A 17343-nucleotide genomic window follows, 5' to 3' on the forward strand; every position below is an offset into this window, starting at 1 on the left:
ATGGCGGGACAGTGATAGAATCAGGCCGGTTGGTCGAGAACGGATTCCGAATCCGAGCTGAAAGAAGGGGCCGGGAATGCGATCCGGAAACGGGTGAACTCGGTCGGCCGGCTGTCCACCTCGATGATCGCCTTGTGTGCCTGAAGAATCTGGTGAGTGATCGACAAGCCGAGGCCCATTCCCTTGCCCACGTCCTTCGAGGTGAAAAACGGGTCGAAGATTTTCTGCAGATTCTCCGGCGGAATGCCGATTCCGTTGTCACGGATGGTCACCTGCCAGCCCTCGCCGGAGGGATCGATGGAGACATCGATCCTGCCCGGATCGCCGCCGATCACCTCGATCCGCTGATGGATGGCATCGATGCTGTTCTGGAAGAAATTGATGAAAACCTGCACCAGTTGGTTCGGATTGCCGCTGATCAGGGCGTTGTCCGGGGACTTCAAATTGAACTCGATTTCCTTGCCCACCTGATGGCTTACCATGCGCCGCGAACGGCCGACGATTTCCGCCAGATCGGCGTCGCCCGAGGTCGCCTTGTCGTCACGCGTAAACTTTCGGAGGTCGATGACGATTTGGGAAACCCGCTCCACGCCCTCGCGGATGTCGGTGAGGATATCGACATAGTCCGCCTGATCCTTTTCCGGAATCGACCGGGTGAATGTTTCCAGCGCGTGCAATCCGGCGCTGGCATAGTTCAGCGGATTGTTGATCTCGTGGATGATGCCGGCGCTCATCCGGCCGAGCGCCGAAAGCTTTTCATTGCGCACCATCATGACCTCGTTCTCCTTGATCTGTTCGAGCGCGGAGTGAAGCTCGGTATTGAGGTCCACCATTTCACGACGGACCCGTGCCATGGCGATCTGGTTTTCCAGCCGCAGTGCCAGCTCAGCCGTGGAAAACGGTTTGGTGAGAAAATCATTGGCACCGGCCTGGAGCGCACCCAACTTGGTTTGTTCGTCGGCGCGGGCCGTTAGAATAATCACCGCCATTCCGCGGGTGCTGTGGTTTTCGCGGATGCGTTTGCAAACCTCGACACCGTCCATCTCGGGCATCATGTGGTCGAGCAGGGCGAGCTGCGGCCTGCGGAGGCGAGCGAGTTCGAGCGCTTCGGCACCGTCCGACGCTTCGATCACATCCACGTTCTCAAGTTGCATCCGCAGAAAGCGGCGGATGTCAGGCTCGTCGTCCGCGATCAGGACGAGCGGGCGGGCGCCACTCGGCCGGGTGCCGATCATCGGCCCGGCGACGGCTACCGGCGGATGAATGGATGCCGCCGCTTTAGGCGCCATTTTCCCGGGAATGGACATCGCGGCGCGGCGGTGGAGATTTGCGATGTTTCCGCCGTCCTTCAACGGATCCTCGACGACCGGATCAGTGGAAATCGCCATCGTCGCCGCTTCGGCCGGAAGATTGACGGTAAACGTGGTGCCGTGGCCGAGCTGGCTGTCAACTTTCACGGCACCGCCCATCGCTTCGGTCAAACTCCTGACCAGTGCCAATCCTATCCCCGCCCCTTGGAATTTGCGGGTGGACGAGGTGTCCACCTGCCAGAATCGTTCGAAAATTCTCGGCAACACGTCGGGAGGAATTCCGACGCCGGAGTCTTCAACTGTTAGGGCTAGTTCCCCGTTATGCGCCAAAACCTTCACCTCGATCGTTCCGCTCGAAGGGGTGAACTTGATCGCGTTGATGACGAGGTTGAGGAGGATTTTATCGAACTTGTCGCGGTCGAGTTGGATGGCTTCGCTATCCGTGTCGCAGTCCCAGAGGAGCGCCACCCGGTCCTGCTCGGCGAGATGGCGCAGCGATCGGAGAAGTCCGTCGATGTGTGCGGCGATCGGAGTAGGCTGGCGATTGACGTCGGCATGACCAGTATCGAACCGCACGAGATCCAGCAGATCGTCGATGAGTTTGAGCAGACGCAGTCCATTCTGCTCAAGCATGATCGTCATTTCCTGGATGATCGGATCCCCGGAATGACCGCTGAGCAATGTTCGCAAACGCTCGGTAATGCCGAGCATGATGGTCAGGGGAGTCCGGAGTTCGTGGCTGATGTTGGCGAAAAAGCGGGTCTTCGCTTCATCAAGCTCGCTCAGCTGACGGTTCTGCGCCTCCACCACTTCGCGCGATTTCTCAACCTCCCGGCGCAGGGAAAATTCACTGAACCGGAGCTTTTCATAAAAATAACTCCCCGCGAGGACGAACACGGACGTGACAAAAAGGAAATACGAGTTTCCGAAGAGCGTGGTGAACTCGGGTTTCACCGATGAAATCAACACACTCAGTGTGTAACAGACAAACGTCGCGAGGATCATCCCCAGCGAGTTCCAGAACGTCCATCTCAGCAGCAGTGACAGGCCCACTAGAACCAGATTCAATCCGGCGTAGTAAACGGAGTTCCCGCCCTCGGTCATCGCGATCATCGCGCAGATCGAAATGAGAGGCAGAAGTGCGATTCCCTGAGAAACGATCCGTGAAACCAGGTTCGACCTCGCGGCCGTCCCAAGATACCAAAAGATTGTTGCTAACAAAATCGCGCACGTCGCACGGATCAGGAAAAACTTCACGCCACTCTGGGCAATGATCACCCAGTCCAGCGACAGCCCGGCCAGCATGAACACCGCGGCCAGCACCGCGGCGCGCCGCGAATTTTCAAGGGCAATGCCATTCTCATATTCACGGAAGGACTTCAGAAGTTCCGCGTCGCTCTCCCGCAAATTGCTGACGCTGGCTTCAGCCATTGGCGAGTTCGATTTCAAGGAACAGGTTCACTCCCGTGGAATCGGCTTTCACCGTGGTACCTTTCAAATTCAAGCCATCGGGAATGAGATCATTCATTTCCGATTCGTCACGATAGATGAGGTTCCATTCCATGACGTATTCCATCCAGGCTTTCCGCGGATTGCTGGCCGCGACGTTGGTGACAATGACGATACCGCCCGGACGGATCATGGTGCAGAACAATTCCACCAGACGCTTGCAGACCCGTTGTGATAGATAATCAAACAGCCCCGCGCAGTAAACGATGTCGTAGTTGGAAAACTCGTCGTCGCCCCCCTGGGTGGCGGCCCGCAGAAGTTGATGCACCGAGCGTTGGAAATAACGGACCTGGGTCTCGCGGCCGCCGGCCATCTTTGCCTCCTGCATCCGCTCCCGGGTGTATTCCAAAGTCTCCGGATTGAAGTCCAACAGATCGATTTCCGCGAGATCGCTTTCCTCGCATTCCCGGAGGAAACGCTGGACCTCCATCGCCGGTCCGCAAGCGAGGTTGAATACCCGGGTCCTGCCGCGGCCAACACGGCGGGCACACTCGGAGCGGAGTTTCTCGATGAGGAAATCGATCCGGTTGCGGTGCGCCACGACGGGTTCGGTATTGAGCAGCGCGAAATTCAAAAGCTTGGCGAACGCGGAGGATCCCTCGTAGGGATTGCGCAGCATCATGTTCACCATTTCATAGTCGCCGGCATAACCTAACGGCTTGGTATAAGTCCGATAGAGAAACGGCGAGCAAAGAACGATCGGGTGCAGTTCGCGCCGGACGTAGGCCTTGTGGACCGCGACTTCCGCCTCGCTGATTTCCAAGGACACCTCCTCGAATTTTTCCATCGAAGGCAGGACCTCTTCGACAACCCGGTTTTCGATTCCGGAGAAAATCTCGTTTTCCAATTCGTCCCGCCGGCGGGTCACCGTGGTCCGGATGCCGACATCGACTCCCGTCAGCCAGTGCTGGACGCCGGAAAGCATGCTCGAGAGATCGGCCACCACCAGTTTGAACGGATCCTGCACCTTGTTGGCGGATTTCCACTCGCCCATGAAGTTCCCGAACTGGCCGGCCAGATCGCCGCTGCCACTCGGGGAGGAGCCACCCGCAACGCTTGATAGAAAATCGACTTCCACCCACCCCTCGTCCAGCATCGCTTCGCAAACGAGCACGATACCGGTGTTGAGCAGATTGCTAACCACGGCCTTGCCGTGGTAAAGAAGACGTCTGGACGCCATGATCCGGAAGTCCGACAACACCTCCGACAGCTGTAGGATACTGTATGGATTATAGACCTCGAACACCACGGAATACCGCTTGATTCTGAGGAGGTTAGCCGTCAATTCCGTGCCTTGGCTATTCCGGCAGGTGATGACGCTCTGGGATGATTCGCTTGTTAAATCCATTATCGAAGTTCGACGACGCCTGAGATTGACCGGATATTTTTCAGTCCGCAAGCACCCATCACAATTTTTTCAGATGACTTAATTATCCGGCAAAATTTGCATGCTAAGTCGATGCTCCATCCCTGTAATTTCCCGGGAGATTACGTGATTCCCTTGGAAATCGCTCAGAAATCCCGCCGCTTGCGCACCGCTTCAGCAAGGCAATCCAACGTCGTAACCGTGTCGTCCCACCCGATGCAGGCATCAGTCACCGATTGGCCACGGGTGAGTGTGGAAAGATCCTTCACGAGCTTTTGATTCCCTTCGACGAGGTTGGATTCGATCATCACCGAAGTAATCACCTTGGATCCCTCGGCAAGCTGGCGGGCGATGTCACGGGCGACCAACGGTTGATTGCGGAAGTCCTTCATCGAATTTCCATGGGAGCAATCGATCATCACCGTCTCGATCAGTCCCTGTTCACGGAGCATCGCCGCCGCCTCATCGACGGCAGCCTTGTCATAGTTCGGTCCGGATTTTCCACCGCGCAAAATGAGATGGCACGACTCGTTTCCAGCCGTCGAAACAATCGCCGAAACACCCTGCTTCGTAACTGATAGAAAATGATGAGGGCGCGAGGACGACTGGATCGCATCCAATGCGATCTGGATCGATCCGCCCGTTCCATTTTTGAATCCGACCGGCATCGAAAGGCCGGACGCCAGTTCTCGATGAATCTGCGACTCCGTGGTCCGGGCACCGATGGCGCCCCACGCGATCAAATCGGCGATGTATTGCGGAGAAATGGTATCCAGGAACTCGGTCCCGGCAGGCACGCCCATGTTCGCCAGATCTAGCAGCAGCCCGCGGGCGATGCGGAGTCCGTGGTTGATGTCGAAGGAATCATCAAGATTCGGGTCGTTGATCAACCCTTTCCAGCCGACCGTTGTCCGCGGTTTTTCAAAATAAACGCGCATGATCACCAGCACGTCCTTCTCCACGCGCTTCGCCTCTTCCTTTAGTTTTCCAGCATACTCCAACGCGGCTTCCGGATCGTGAATCGAGCACGGCCCGACGATCGCCAGCAAGCGGTCATCCTCACCACGCAGGATCGCATCGGCTTGGGCGCGGGTGTTGGCAACGAGCTCGGAAGCCTGCTCGGTGAGAGGAAGATAATAGGCCAGAACCGCTGGTGAAATAAGCGGATTCAAGCCTGTGATTCTGAGGTCGTCGGTGCGGTGGCGCGTCACGGCGCGGATCGTGGACGGCAAATTGCAAGCTAGGCAAGGCACAAGTTTCACCCGTCCGTTCTTTGAAGAGACTCTCCTTGCGGGTCCCCGCCGTTCCTGATTGCTTGTTCTTCCGATGAAAAATCTACTGATCTGCGCGTTTTTCACCCTCCCCCTTGTCGCCAAGGAACTCCCGGCCGAGGTCGTCTCGGCCGCAGCCGCGGAGAAATTTCTCGCCACTCTGACTCCAGAGCAGAAGACCAAAGCCGAGCTTCCCTTCACCGGCGACGAACGCGAAAATTTCCATTACACCCCGCACGAACGCGCCGGACTTCCCCTCAAGGAAATGAACGACGCCCAGCGCGACGCCGCGATGAAACTCCTCGATACCGCGTTGAGCGAGAAGGGCAAACTCAAGATCACCCAGATCATGACGCTCGAAGGTGTGCTGGCCGAAATCGAGAAAAATCCGACCTACCGCGACTCCGGAAAATACTACGTCACCATCTTCGGCACTCCCGGCACAGCGAAGGGCTGGGGCTGGCGTTTTGAAGGACACCACCTCTCGTTCAACATCACTCTCGTCGAAGGCAAAGACATCTCCGTTACCCCGTCTTTCCTTGGCACCAATCCCGCCGAAGTCCGCGAAGGTCCGCACAAGGGCCTCCGTGTCCTTGCCGAAGAAGAAGACCTTGCCCGCGCCTTGATCACCACGCTCCTCACCGCCGGAAAATCCGCCGCCGTCTTCAGCGAAAAACCACCCGCCGAAATCCTCTCAGCCGAAAACCGCACCGCCACCGTCCTCGAAGCCGTTGGCATCACCGCCGCCGACATGAGCGACACCCAACGCGCGGCCCTCCTCAAACTCATCTCCCAATACACCGGCCGCTACCGCTCCGAAATCGCCGCCGCCGACATGGCGAAAATCGAAAAAGCCGGCATCGACAAAATCCGCTTCGGCTGGGCCGGCGGCACCAAGCCCGGCGAAGCCTACTACTACCGCATTCAGGGCCCCACCTTCCTGATGGAGTCCTGCAACGTCCAGAATGAAGCCAACCACGTCCACGCCTCCTGGCGCGATTTCACCGGAGACTTCGGCCGCGACATCCTTGGCGAGCACTTCAAGGGCGGCTCCAACTGACGCATGAAAAAAGACCGAATCGACGCGCTGTTAGTCATTCGCGGCCTTTGCGATTCCCGCGAACAGGCCAAGCGCCTCATCCTCGCCGGAGAAGTCCGCAGCGGCGACCGCATCATCGACAAGCCTTCCACCAAACTCGCCGAAGACGCGCCGTTAGAAGTCAAGGAGAAGCAACGCTACGTCGGCCGCGGCGGGCTGAAACTCGAAGGCGCGCTCGACGCGTTCGGGATCGATCCCAACGGCTGGGTCTGCATCGACGTCGGCGCTTCCACCGGCGGCTTCACCGACTGCCTTCTCCAGCGCGGTGCAGTTAGAGTCCACGCCGTAGATGTCGGAACCAACCAGCTCGTATGGAAACTCCGCAACGATCCCCGCGTCATCGTGAAGGAGCAATTCAACGCCCGCCACATGGTCCCCGCCGACATCGGCGAAAAGTGCCGCCTCGCCGTCACCGACCTTTCCTTCATTTCTCTAACTAAAGTTCTTCCCGCCATCTTCTCCGTGCTCGAAGGCGGCGGCTCCGTCGTTTGCCTCATCAAGCCGCAGTTCGAACTTCGCCGCGAGGACATCACCAAAGGCGGCATCGTCCGGGATCCCCTCCTCCACGAGCGAGCCGTCCAGAAAATCCGCGAATTCGTCACCACGGAATTCAGTTGCGACTGGCACGGCGTCATCCCCTCGCCCATCACCGGCATGGACGGAAATCAGGAATTCCTCGCCTGGATCACCATCCCCGAAGCAGGAATCGCCCAGATCTCCGCGCCTCAGCCTTCTTAGGATTCGCTCGATTCGCCAGATTCGTGGTTCCCTCCTCTTCTTTTTTGCGAACCCTTCCGCCTTTTTGCGGCCATCCTCTCTCAATCAGCCTGCTATGGCCGGAAATGGGACCACCTGGCCGGATCCGGGACCCCAATTACCTTCCAAAACCTAAATTTTTGGATCATCTTACATCCAACGAAAGGCGACAGCGCACCACGGTGAACTGAAAACCTTTCCAACATATCCTGTTCCGGGCAACTCAGCTTTTGGTTCAGATCGGTCTCCGGGGGGAAGTCGATCACACAACCGAGCCAAGCCAACCGGCAACTTTGGGGGGAAATTGTGCAATCTCGGGCGCGGATCGGTTAAACGGTCCGCGCCCGCTTCGTTTTCAAAGAAAACCCCATGGACGTTTTCACCTCGGGGAAACGCTCCGAGATCCCTCCTCGGCATCTCAAGACGCCGGCCCTACAGCCGCACACTAAATCTTGCTCCGTCGGCGGTCCCCGGACTACATCCCCGCATGAAAGTCGCCGATAGCGGAAGCGCCCTGCGGGAAATCCTGAAGACCGTTCCCGGTCCGCGGGTGCTGGTGCCGACAATGGGCGCTTTTCATCCGGGGCACATTTCGCTGATGCACCGGGCCCGTGAAATCGCCGGGCCGAACGGGACAATGATCGTTTCCATTTTCGTCAATCCGATCCAGTTCGACCGCGCATCGGATCTAGCAGCCTATCCGCGGCCGATGGAAAGCGATATCGCCGAATGCGAGGGGGCAGGCGTGGATGTGGTTTTCACGCCGGACGCGGGATCGATGTATTTTCCGGATCGCTCGGTGACCGTGACGGAAACCCTGCTGTCGCGCGGTCTTTGCGGGGCGACGCGGCCCGGCCATTTCGACGGCGTCTGCACGGTGGTGCTCAAGCTCTTCCTGCTAACAGGATGCGATGCCGCCATCTTCGGCGAGAAGGATTTCCAACAGCTCGCCATCATCCGCCGCATGGTCCGCGATCTCGATGTGCCGGTGGAAATCATTTCTTGTCCCACCGTTCGCGAGCCGGACGGACTCGCGATGTCGTCGCGCAACACCCGCCTGACACCGGAGCAGCGGGAGGACGCCCCGCGCATCCGCAAGGCATTGCTGGAAGCCGCCTCGTTAGAAACGGCGGACGAAATCCTCCGATCGGCGCGGACTTTGATCGAAGCCTCCCCCCTCACCCGCATCGACTATCTTTCCCTGGTCGATGCGGAAACGCTGCAACCGGTGATTGCGCTGGAACGTCCGGCCGTCCTCGCCGCCGCCGTGTTTTATGGGGAGGTCCGGCTCATCGACCACATCGCGGTGAAGGCTCGTTAGATTCTCGATTTCACCGACCTGCAGTCAGCCAGTTCCTTGACTGCTCATCCGCAGCCTGCGGGCTCCTCGACCTCTGTTGCGGCCGGCATGAAACGGGACGGACCTGACCACCATCCCCTCTTCGTGTGAGCATTGCCATTTGCCGTCCCCGGAACTTCGAGAGATCGGACTTCTCCAACCAGAACGGACGATCTGAAGCCTTGCTTATTTCACTGCGCCGGAACGGGTCACCTTGAGCGTTTTGGTTGTGCTGGCGTTATTCACGGAATCCACGGAATAGATTTTGATCGTATTGAGCCCCTTGGATAGACCGACCGTGAAATTCCATTTCGTTGTGCCGGTCGCGGTCTTTTTGGATCCGCCGTTGATGGAATAGGAGACTATGAAAATCCCATTCGCATCGGCGGCAGTTCCACGGATCTTGGTGGAACTGCTCGTTGTGGTGGTGACGGGCCCAAGGGAGGTTACGGTGAGAGTGGGCTTCGTGGCATCCACCGGGAAACCGAGCACGCGAAAGTGTTCAGTGTCGGCAATCCATAGATTGCCCTTCGGATCGAAGCAGGGCTTGCAGAACGAGAAGATAGAGCCCGACTCCGTGACGGCCGGAGTATTGGTGACGAAGTCAGGCTGGCCGACAACCGCCTTGGCAGCAGCTCCGAAGACGGCAGAGGCGGCCTTGTCGAAGCGGATTAAACGCTCGTTGTAATAGTCCGTAACCCAGAGCGCTCCGTTTGCATCCAGTGCGACGCCGGTGGGGCGTGACATCCCGCTGGCGGTAAGGGCCGAGGCATTCGCAACGAAATTCGCCTGCCCCAATACGCCGGATGCCGCGCCACCGTTGCCAATACCCACGGCATTGTCGAATCGGAGGACGCGGTTATTACTTGAATCGGCGACGAAAACGGCACCGTTCGATGAAACTGTCACGCTATAAGGACCGCTCATCGTGGCATTCGTGTTGCCGAAGTTTGAGGTGCCGAACCCTGGCTGTCCGAGGACGCCGTCAGCCGCCGCTCCGTTGGTCTTGCTACTGATTTGATTGAAATACAGAACCCGATTGTTCCCCGTATCCGCAACCCAGAGGCGATCATCATTGTCCAGATGCACTCCGATGGGTGTGGACATTTTTTGTGAGGTGCTCCCCGCCCCGTTGGTGTCGAAGTCCTGTTGACCGAAAACACGGTCCGGATAGGGTTGGTTGCTTGCGTAGCTTGCCGCTTCAAACATGAGCACGCGGTTGTTATACGCATCGCACACCCACAGCCGGCCTTTGTGATCGAAATGCATTCCGATCGGGCCGCTCATGCTGTTGGCAAGCGGAATAACAGCGCCAGGGCCTCCGAAATTCTGCTGGCCGAACACCGCTTCCGCACCGGCACCGTTCGCCAGCGCGTCCGCATTGGCATAGCGCAGAACTCGATTGGCATTGTTTTCACTAACAAAAACCTTGCCGGTGATCGGATCGATGACGACTCCTTCAGGCCGGTTGGATGAAAAAGAGCTCTGAGGCCGGATGGTGCCGGTGACGAAGTCCGACTGACCGAGCACCAGGTTGGCGCTGGCATTCGACGGGACGCCTTTTCCTGGAGCCTGGCTACCCAAGGTGAGACAAAGCAATGCAGGAAGATATGAGGTTTTCATGAGGTCCCATGCCCTATCGAAAGAGTGTTGGGACAACAAGGCATTTAAAACCAGACTACGAAATCATAACCAGTTAGAATTAAAGAATCCGCCATTTTCAGGCGAATCGGCTCAGATCTCCCCTTCCAACCCCAGCTGCTTGATGATTTCATTCGGCACGCCGGGATAGGGTCCGGCGATCGGGGAGTTGCCGACGTAGCCGAGGCTTTTCCAAGTGGCGGGATGGGTGTAGTAGCCACCGAGCGTGAGCATGCGGAGTTTTTGAAAGAACCGCGCGCCGTAGCTGAGTTCGGGAGCCGACTTTGACCAATCGCAAATGCTGTCGAGGATGGATGTCTGCTGATCGCTCGCTAGATCGTTGAACGGCTTGCCGTGAAGTTGCCAGGCGTGGGTGTTGATCCATGCCACGCCACCGCGGATGATTTCGCAGTCCTCCTTGTTTTCCTGATAGGGAGCGCCGACCCATTCGTTGAGGAAGTCCGGAACACCAATAGCGGAAGCGGCGGGCGATTGCTCGTCGGCGGGAAGGATGAGGTCGACAAGCACGCCGAGGGTGGCGAGTTCGGTCGCATCAAGCGGCTTTTCCCACGGGATGGAAGGATGGGCGAAGTCGGGATCGCTGAGGGCGGTTTTGTAACCGACGGTCAGCGGCAGCGGCGATTTGGCTTCCGCGAGGCGGGGCATCACCGTTCCGGCGGCGCTGGCGGCGGCAATGAGTTTGAAAACGCTGCGGCGGGAAATATGGGATTCGTGCATGGTGGCGTGGGTTTTCAAATGTTGCCGCGTTTCATTTCGCCGAGGATGTAGTCGGACGAGCGCCAGGCGAGGGCAAGGACGGTTAGTGTTAGGTTTTTGTCGGGATTTGACGGCAGGATGGAGGCGTCCATCAGGAAGAGGTTTTTCACATCCCATGTCTGGCCGAAGGAATTGACGACCGAGCTTTTCGCGTCGGCGCCCATGATCGCGGTGCCGGCTTCGTGGATGATTTCACCCGGTTTGTTGAGCGCCTCGCGGCCCGGGCGCGGCGTGGCCTTGCCGCCCATGGAGGAAATAATTTCCGCAAACGTGTTCTGCATGTGGGTGGCCTGGTTGATCTCGTGGTCGGACCATTTCCAGTGGAAGCGTAGGATCGGGATGCCCCATTGATCGACTCGGTCGGGGTCGATCTCGCAGTAACAGTTTTCGTTGGGGATCATTTCACCACGACCGGCGAAGCCCATGGACGCGCCGTAATAGCGGCGGGCCTCGTCCTTGAGTTTCCTGCCGTAGATGCCGGGCGAGGTGGTGTCGAGGAGGCCGAGTGATCCGATACCGGGCATGCCGCGGCCGCCGCCGATCTCGATGTGATAGCCGCGGGCGAAGCCGAGCTTTTCCTGGTTCTTGTAGTTCCACCACGGCGTGTAGACGTGTCCGCCGCCGGCACCGTCCTCGTTGTAAGGCGGCAGGCTCTCCATCGCGGGAATATGGCCGGACAGGGAAGAACCGACGCTGTCCGTTAGGTTTCGTCCGACGTGGCCGCTGCTGTTGGCGAGGCCGTTGGGGAACTTCGCGCTCTTCGAGTTGAGAAGAATGCGGGCCGTCTCGCAGGTGCTGGCGCTGATAATGACGATCTTCGCCTTGGCGATGGAATCGACGCGGGTGAACTTGTCCACGTAGTGCACGCCGGTCGCCTTGCCGGACGCATCGACGAGGACCTCGCGGACCATGGCATCGGTGATGATGTCGAGATTTCCACTAGCAAGCGCGGGCGGCAGCAGGACGGTGGTGCTTTGGAAATTCGCGCGGATCGAGCAACCGCGGCCACAGGGAGTCGCCCAGAAACACGCGGCACGGGCGGTCATATCGTCGCCGACGAGCTTGCGGGCGAGCGGGTTGTCAGGGAACAATTTCGCGGCACGTTCCGGACCGTTGAGAGGCTCGCTGAGGACGGCGCGGTGGATCGGGATGACCGGGATGTTGAGCCCGCGGCAATGTTTCTTGGCCAGCAGTTCGCCAGCCCGTGCTTTCGGCGGCGGCTGGAGAATTCCGGCGGGCGAGTCCGGAGTGTTTTCCAAGCCTTCGTTCGAGCCGTAAATGCCAACCATCAGCTCGGTCTTGTCGTAGAAAGGCGCGAGGTCGGCGTAGGAAATCGGCCAATCGTAGCCGAGTCCGTCGCGGGATTTCGGCTTGAAATCGTATTCACCGAAGCGCAGCGAGATGCGGCCCCAGTGGTTCGTCCGACCGCCCAGCATCCGCGGCCGCCACCACCAAAATTCCTCCTCGGTCCCCTGCTTGTCGCCGTAGGGCTCGCCGGGGACCTGCCAGCCGCCACCGACGGTCGCATCGTAGTGGCCGAAGAAGCGGTCGGGCGTGCCTTTTCCGCGGAGAGGGGCTTGCTCCGGCGTGTTGAACATCGGCGTTTCCTTGATGGGATCGTAGTTTCTGCCCGCTTCGAGCATGAGGACTTTCGCGCCGCCGAGGCTGAGCAACATCGCCATCATTCCGCCGCCCGCGCCGGAGCCGACAACGATCACATCATATTCGCGAAGGGACTTCCGGTCGGTGAGAATAGCCATGGGTTTCCTCCATCGTAACGAGTAATTTTCAGTTAAAAACAAACATTTCCGGGGACAGCAAAAATTCCAACCCCGTGTGTCGGATCGGATCAAGGACGGCTGAGAAAACCTCGATATTTCCGGAGATTTTCGGGTATCCGGCTTGTTGGCTGGCGGCTGTGCACGGTTCCTGCTTTAGTCGTCGCAGATGCATCGGGAAAACGAGCGACTCGCTGAAGATAAGGCGGGTGAGAAAAAATGGCGGCGTTGGGGACCCTTCCTCAGCGAGCGTCAATGGGGCACCGTCCGGGAGGATTACTCGGACCACGGGAACAGTTGGGCGAGTTTTCCGCACGATCATTCCCGCCGCCGCGCATACCGCTGGGGCGAAGATGGATTGCAGGGTTGGACCGACCGCCAGTGCCGCATGTGCTTCGCTCCGGCGCTCTGGAACGGGCAGGACACTATTCTCAAGGAACGCCTGTTCGGCCTCGGCGGAAACGAGGGAAATCACGGTGAAGACGTGAAGGAATGCTACTACTACCTCGATTCCACGCCGACCCATTCCTACACCAAGGCACTCTACAAATACCCACAGGCCATGTATCCCTATACGGCCATCCGCGAGAAAAACCAGGAACTCGGGCGCACCGGGCCTGAGCTGGAACTCGCCGATATGGGGCTTTTCGACGACGGGAAATACTTCGACGTGATGCAGGAGGTCGCCAAGCGCACCCCCGAAGACATCCTCTGGCGGATCACGGTGACGAACCACGGCAAGAAAGCCGCACCGATCCACATTTTGCCGACCCTCTGGTTCCGGAATGTTTGGAGTTGGGGTCCTGAAAACCGTGAATCGCCGACGAAAAAGCCCGACATCGTTTCCGACGGAACCGGAGTCGTTGCTTCCCATGAATCCCTCGGCGACTATCGGTTCATCGTCGATTCCCCTAACACCAAGAAGTCAATTCCCTGGCTGTTCACCGAAAACGACACCAATTTTCAAACCGTAGCAGGCACCGAAAACCCGCAGCCCTACGTCAAGGACGCGTTCCACCGCTACCTGATCCAAGGCGAAAAAGGAGCCGTTTCCCCCACCCCGTCCGGAACGAAGGCAGCGCCGCATTTGCAATTCATGATCCCGGCCGGAAAATCGATCACGGTCCGCTGCCGGCTGCACTTGATTTCCGAGTCGAACGGCATCGACGGCTTCCAAGGCTTCAATGAAGTATTCAGGGAACGCATCGCCGAGAGTGATACGTTTTATGACGAGGTCATTCCGAAAAGCATTTCCGGCAACGAGCGATTGATCTGCCGCCAAGGCTACGCCGGTCTGCTGTGGACCAAACAGTTTTTCCATTACGTCGTAGAAGACTGGCTGAAAGGCGACAACGGCGCGCCGCCATCCGATGCCAGAATGCACGGACGCAACTCCGATTGGTCTAACTTCTTCGCCCGCGACATCCTCTCGATGCCGGACAAATGGGAATACCCTTGGTTCGCCGCGTGGGACACCGCGTTCCACATGATCCCGTTTTCCGCGATCGATCCGGAGTTCACGAAACACCAGTTGCTGCTGTTGCTGCGCGAGTGGTACATGCACCCTAACGGTCAGCTTCCCGCCTACGAGTGGAACTTCTCGGACGTGAATCCGCCGGTCCACGCGTGGGCGGTCTGGCGGGTTTATAAAATCGCCGACAAGAAGGGCGAACGCGATCTGCTATTCCTCGAACGCGCCTTCCAGAAACTGCTGCTCAATTTCACCTGGTGGGTCAACCGCAAGGACGTCGAAGGCCGCCACGTCTTCGGCGGCGGCTTCCTCGGACTGGATAACATCGGGGTGTTCGACCGCTCCCACGCGCTTCCCGGTGGCGGGCATCTCAACCAAGCCGACGGCACCGCGTGGATGGCGTCGTTCTGCCTAACAATGCTATCGATGGCGCTTGAACTGGCTTTGGAAAAGCCGGCTTACGAGGACATCGCGTCGAAATTTTTCGAGCACTTCGTCAACATCTGCGACGCCATCAACTCGCTCGGCGGCACGGGTCTTTGGGACAGCACCGACGGATTTTACTACGACCAACTCATCATCGATCACCAGGATCCGATCCCGTTGCGCATCCGCTCGCTCGTCGGTCTGCTACCGATGTGCGCCGTGACGGTTCTCAAACAGAAAACCATCGACGCCCTGCCAAGTTTCCGGAAACGAATGGACTGGTTCCTCGTCAACCGCCCGGACCTTCTGAAATACATCACGACCCGCCGGGTCAAGGGCGACAAAAATCCCGGCCGTTGTCTGTTAGCCATTCCTTCGGAAGCCCGTCTGCGCAAGAGCCTGGCCTACATGCTCGACCCGAAGGAGTTTCTATCGAATTTTGGCATCCGCTCACTCAGCAAAGCCCACGGCGAGAAACCCTTCGTTTTCGATCACGACGGCCAGCGCCACGAGGTGCCCTACACGCCCGGCGAGGCGACCACCGATATGTTCGGCGGAAACTCCAACTGGCGCGGACCGATCTGGTTTCCGATCAATTTCCTGATCATCGAGGCTCTGGAACGATACGATTATTTCTACGGCGACACCTTCAAAATCGAATATCCCACCGGATCGGGCAAAATGCTCACTCTCCGCGAGGTGGCGATCGATCTGTGCGACCGCCTGATTTCGCTGCTGCTTCCTGACAAAGACGGCTACCGCCCCTGCTTCGGTGACGCCAAGCGCTACAGCGACGTATCGCACTGGAAGGATCTCTTGTTGTTCCACGAATACTTCCACGGTGAAACCGGCGAAGGCCTCGGCGCGTCCCACCAAACGGGGTGGACCTCGCTCATCGTCCGGCTCGTCCGCGAACGCCGGGAAAAACTCCACCACTCGTTGATCGCCGGAGCGGCCTCCACCGTCGATCCTTATGTTAGCGATCTTTCTAACGCGATCACGTAGGTTCCGTGGAATTGACATCGCCCACCCGACCAATAGCCTAGGACCGCCTCTCCCCCCTCTTCATGTATCACGCACCCCCTCGGTGATGAGTTCCCCCCCATCAAAGATCCTGAACGCCTTGGGATCATTTCTTGACCCGCGAAGTTACGTCCACGTGCTCCGGCTCGTTCATTTTTACGGATACAGCCACGTCCGCGAGCGCCGCAAGCTGACCTGCGGTGAGGGAACCTCCATCGCTCCGAATGTTTCATTTCGCAACGGCGAGCGCATCATCCTCGGCCGCGGTTGCCACCTCGGCGAGCGGTGCTTTCTCTGGGCCGGCGATTCCTCCGGAAAAATCATTCTAGGAGATCACGTCGCGCTCGCGCCGGGCGTTTTCATCACCGCCTCCAACTACAAGCTGGAGGACGGTAAACCCATTCACGACCAACCGAAAGTCGAGCGTGACATCCGCATCGGCAATGACGTCTGGCTCGGCACCGGCGTCGTGGTCACTGCCGGAGTGACAATCGGCGACGGCTGCATCGTCGGAGCCGGAGCGGTGGTGACAAAAGATCTGCCCGCCGGTTCGATCGCCGGCGGAGTGCCAGCCAAAGTCATCGGAACCCGAGAAACTCACCCATGAAAGCAGACGTCGCCATCGTTATCGTGACTTACAACTCCGAGGGGCACATCGCACCCTGTCTGGAGAGTGTTTTTGCCCAGCGAAAATTCGTTAGCCAGCAGGTCATCGTCGTGGATAACAGCCCCAACGAGCGCACGGTGGATTTCATCCGTGCGAATTTCCCCGAAGTCGAACTCGTGGTCCCCGGAGCGAACTTGGGATTCGCCAAGGGCGTCAATCTCGGCGTCAAGCACTCGGACGCGGAGTTCGTTCTATTATTGAATCCCGACACGATTTTGTTGGAAAACGCGGTGGACGTCATTGTGGACTTCGCCCGCAAAAATCCCGGCCACGGACTGTATGGCGGTCGCACCCAGACTCCGGAAGGTGACCTTGACCCATCCTCCTGTTGGGGGCTGCCTTCGCTGTGGAGCCTCGGCATGTTCGCCTGCGGCCTAACGACATTCGCTTCGGGAAATCCATGGCTGGATCCCGAGTCACTCGGAAAATGGCAACGCGATACCGTGCGCGAGGTCGGAGTGATCACCGGCTGCTTTCTGTTAGCGACGACTGCTGTCTGGAACGAACTCGGCGGACTGGACGAACGCTATTTCATGTATGGAGAGGATGCCGATCTCGCCATGCGCGCCCATCGTGCGGGCTATCGACCTGTGATTTGCCCGGATGCCAGACTGGTTCACGAAGACGGCGGCTGTTCGGACACTCCGGTACACAAGATGCTGCTGCTCTTCAAAGGCAAGGCGAGCTTGGTTAGGATGCACTGGAATGGCCCGGCCCAATCTCTCGGCCTGTTTTTCCTCGCCGCTGGAGCCGGCCTGCGGGCGGCCCTCAGCCAGTTCAAAAGTTCGCCAAACGAGAACGGCAGCGCCGGCCGCTGGCAGACTCTATGGCGGGAGCGCAAGGACTGGCTGCAAGGCTATGGCGGCCGAGCTGCTAACTAACTTCTCACGTTTTCCAACTGCCGAACGAT

Annotated in this window: 12 protein-coding genes; 6 read left to right on the forward strand and 6 right to left on the reverse strand. The window is 58.6% G+C overall.

Annotated features, from left to right (window positions below; all coding sequences use genetic code 11):
- Positions 1–20: 20 nt before the first annotated feature.
- From ABIQ96_RS18960 to ABIQ96_RS18970, 3 genes are all read right to left on the reverse strand, one after another.
- A complete protein-coding gene (locus ABIQ96_RS18960; RefSeq protein ID WP_348216203.1) occupies positions 21–2741 on the reverse strand; it encodes an ATP-binding protein in 2721 nt (906 codons plus the stop codon).
- Complete coding sequence (locus ABIQ96_RS18965; RefSeq protein WP_348216204.1) at positions 2734–3999, reverse strand: class I SAM-dependent methyltransferase; 1266 nt, start codon at positions 3997–3999, stop codon at positions 2734–2736. The genes ABIQ96_RS18960 and ABIQ96_RS18965 overlap by 8 nt, the downstream gene beginning before the upstream one ends.
- Positions 4000–4331: 332 nt before the next feature.
- Positions 4332–5396, reverse strand: coding sequence for a 3-deoxy-7-phosphoheptulonate synthase (locus ABIQ96_RS18970; RefSeq protein ID WP_348216205.1), 1065 nt, complete (start codon positions 5394–5396; stop codon positions 4332–4334).
- Positions 5397–5511: 115 nt separating this feature from the next.
- On the opposite strand from ABIQ96_RS18970, the gene ABIQ96_RS18975 reads away from it, so the two are divergent.
- From ABIQ96_RS18975 to panC, 3 genes are all read left to right on the forward strand, one after another.
- Positions 5512–6516, forward strand: coding sequence for a DUF3500 domain-containing protein (locus ABIQ96_RS18975; RefSeq protein WP_348216206.1), 1005 nt, complete (start codon positions 5512–5514; stop codon positions 6514–6516).
- A 3-nt stretch (positions 6517–6519) separates the two neighbouring features.
- Positions 6520–7293, forward strand: a complete 774-nt coding sequence (locus ABIQ96_RS18980; protein WP_348216207.1) for a TlyA family RNA methyltransferase — start codon at positions 6520–6522, stop codon at positions 7291–7293.
- 505 nt (positions 7294–7798) lie between these two features.
- Positions 7799–8632 carry a pantoate--beta-alanine ligase gene (panC, locus tag ABIQ96_RS18985; RefSeq protein WP_348216208.1) on the forward strand — a complete coding sequence of 278 codons (834 nt, stop codon included), beginning with the start codon at positions 7799–7801 and terminating at the stop codon, positions 8630–8632.
- A 204-nt stretch (positions 8633–8836) separates the two neighbouring features.
- On the opposite strand, the gene ABIQ96_RS18990 is transcribed toward panC, so the two are convergent.
- The 3 genes from ABIQ96_RS18990 to ABIQ96_RS19000 all read right to left on the reverse strand — a co-directional run bounded on the left by ABIQ96_RS18990 (position 8837) and on the right by ABIQ96_RS19000 (position 12828).
- Positions 8837–10273, reverse strand: a complete 1437-nt coding sequence (locus ABIQ96_RS18990) for a hypothetical protein (RefSeq protein WP_348216209.1) — start codon at positions 10271–10273, stop codon at positions 8837–8839.
- A gap of 111 nt (positions 10274–10384) precedes the next feature.
- On the reverse strand, positions 10385–11029 hold the full coding sequence (locus tag ABIQ96_RS18995) for a gluconate 2-dehydrogenase subunit 3 family protein (protein ID WP_348216210.1): 645 nt from the start codon (positions 11027–11029) through the stop codon (positions 10385–10387).
- A gap of 14 nt (positions 11030–11043) precedes the next feature.
- Positions 11044–12828 carry a GMC family oxidoreductase gene (locus tag ABIQ96_RS19000; protein WP_348216211.1) on the reverse strand — a complete coding sequence of 595 codons (1785 nt, stop codon included), beginning with the start codon at positions 12826–12828 and terminating at the stop codon, positions 11044–11046.
- Positions 12829–13015: 187 nt separating this feature from the next.
- Here ABIQ96_RS19000 and ABIQ96_RS19005 point away from each other — a divergent pair, with 187 nt between their 5' ends.
- From ABIQ96_RS19005 to ABIQ96_RS19015, 3 genes are all read left to right on the forward strand, one after another.
- Positions 13016–15748, forward strand: a complete 2733-nt coding sequence (locus ABIQ96_RS19005; protein ID WP_348216212.1) for a glucosidase — start codon at positions 13016–13018, stop codon at positions 15746–15748.
- An 85-nt stretch (positions 15749–15833) separates the two neighbouring features.
- On the forward strand, positions 15834–16373 hold the full coding sequence (locus ABIQ96_RS19010; RefSeq protein ID WP_348216213.1) for an acyltransferase: 540 nt from the start codon (positions 15834–15836) through the stop codon (positions 16371–16373).
- Positions 16370–17314: a glycosyltransferase family 2 protein gene (locus tag ABIQ96_RS19015; RefSeq protein WP_348216214.1), complete on the forward strand. Its 945-nt coding sequence runs from the start codon at positions 16370–16372 to the stop codon at positions 17312–17314. Before ABIQ96_RS19010 ends, ABIQ96_RS19015 begins: the two co-directional genes overlap by 4 nt.
- The last annotated feature ends 29 nt before the right edge of the window (positions 17315–17343 follow it).

The sequence above is a fragment of the Luteolibacter sp. genome (assembly GCF_039920825.1).
Taxonomy (GTDB): domain Bacteria; phylum Verrucomicrobiota; class Verrucomicrobiia; order Verrucomicrobiales; family Akkermansiaceae; genus Luteolibacter.

Bases quoted from the DNA above. Each gene is read 5' to 3' on its own strand.
- ABIQ96_RS19005 (WP_348216212.1), top strand. From the start codon at position 13,016: ATGCATCGGGAAAACGAGCGACTCGCTGAAGATAAGGCGGGTGAGAAA.
- ABIQ96_RS18960 (WP_348216203.1), bottom strand. From the start codon at position 2,741: ATGGCTGAAGCCAGCGTCAGCAATTTGCGGGAGAGCGACGCGGAACTT.
- panC (WP_348216208.1), top strand. From the start codon at position 7,799: ATGAAAGTCGCCGATAGCGGAAGCGCCCTGCGGGAAATCCTGAAGACC.
- ABIQ96_RS18975 (WP_348216206.1), top strand. From the start codon at position 5,512: ATGAAAAATCTACTGATCTGCGCGTTTTTCACCCTCCCCCTTGTCGCC.
- ABIQ96_RS18995 (WP_348216210.1), bottom strand. From the start codon at position 11,029: ATGCACGAATCCCATATTTCCCGCCGCAGCGTTTTCAAACTCATTGCC.
- ABIQ96_RS19000 (WP_348216211.1), bottom strand. From the start codon at position 12,828: ATGGCTATTCTCACCGACCGGAAGTCCCTTCGCGAATATGATGTGATC.
- ABIQ96_RS18965 (WP_348216204.1), bottom strand. From the start codon at position 3,999: ATGGCGTCCAGACGTCTTCTTTACCACGGCAAGGCCGTGGTTAGCAAT.
- ABIQ96_RS19015 (WP_348216214.1), top strand. From the start codon at position 16,370: ATGAAAGCAGACGTCGCCATCGTTATCGTGACTTACAACTCCGAGGGG.
- ABIQ96_RS19010 (WP_348216213.1), top strand. From the start codon at position 15,834: ATGAGTTCCCCCCCATCAAAGATCCTGAACGCCTTGGGATCATTTCTT.
- ABIQ96_RS18980 (WP_348216207.1), top strand. From the start codon at position 6,520: ATGAAAAAAGACCGAATCGACGCGCTGTTAGTCATTCGCGGCCTTTGC.
- ABIQ96_RS18990 (WP_348216209.1), bottom strand. From the start codon at position 10,273: ATGAAAACCTCATATCTTCCTGCATTGCTTTGTCTCACCTTGGGTAGC.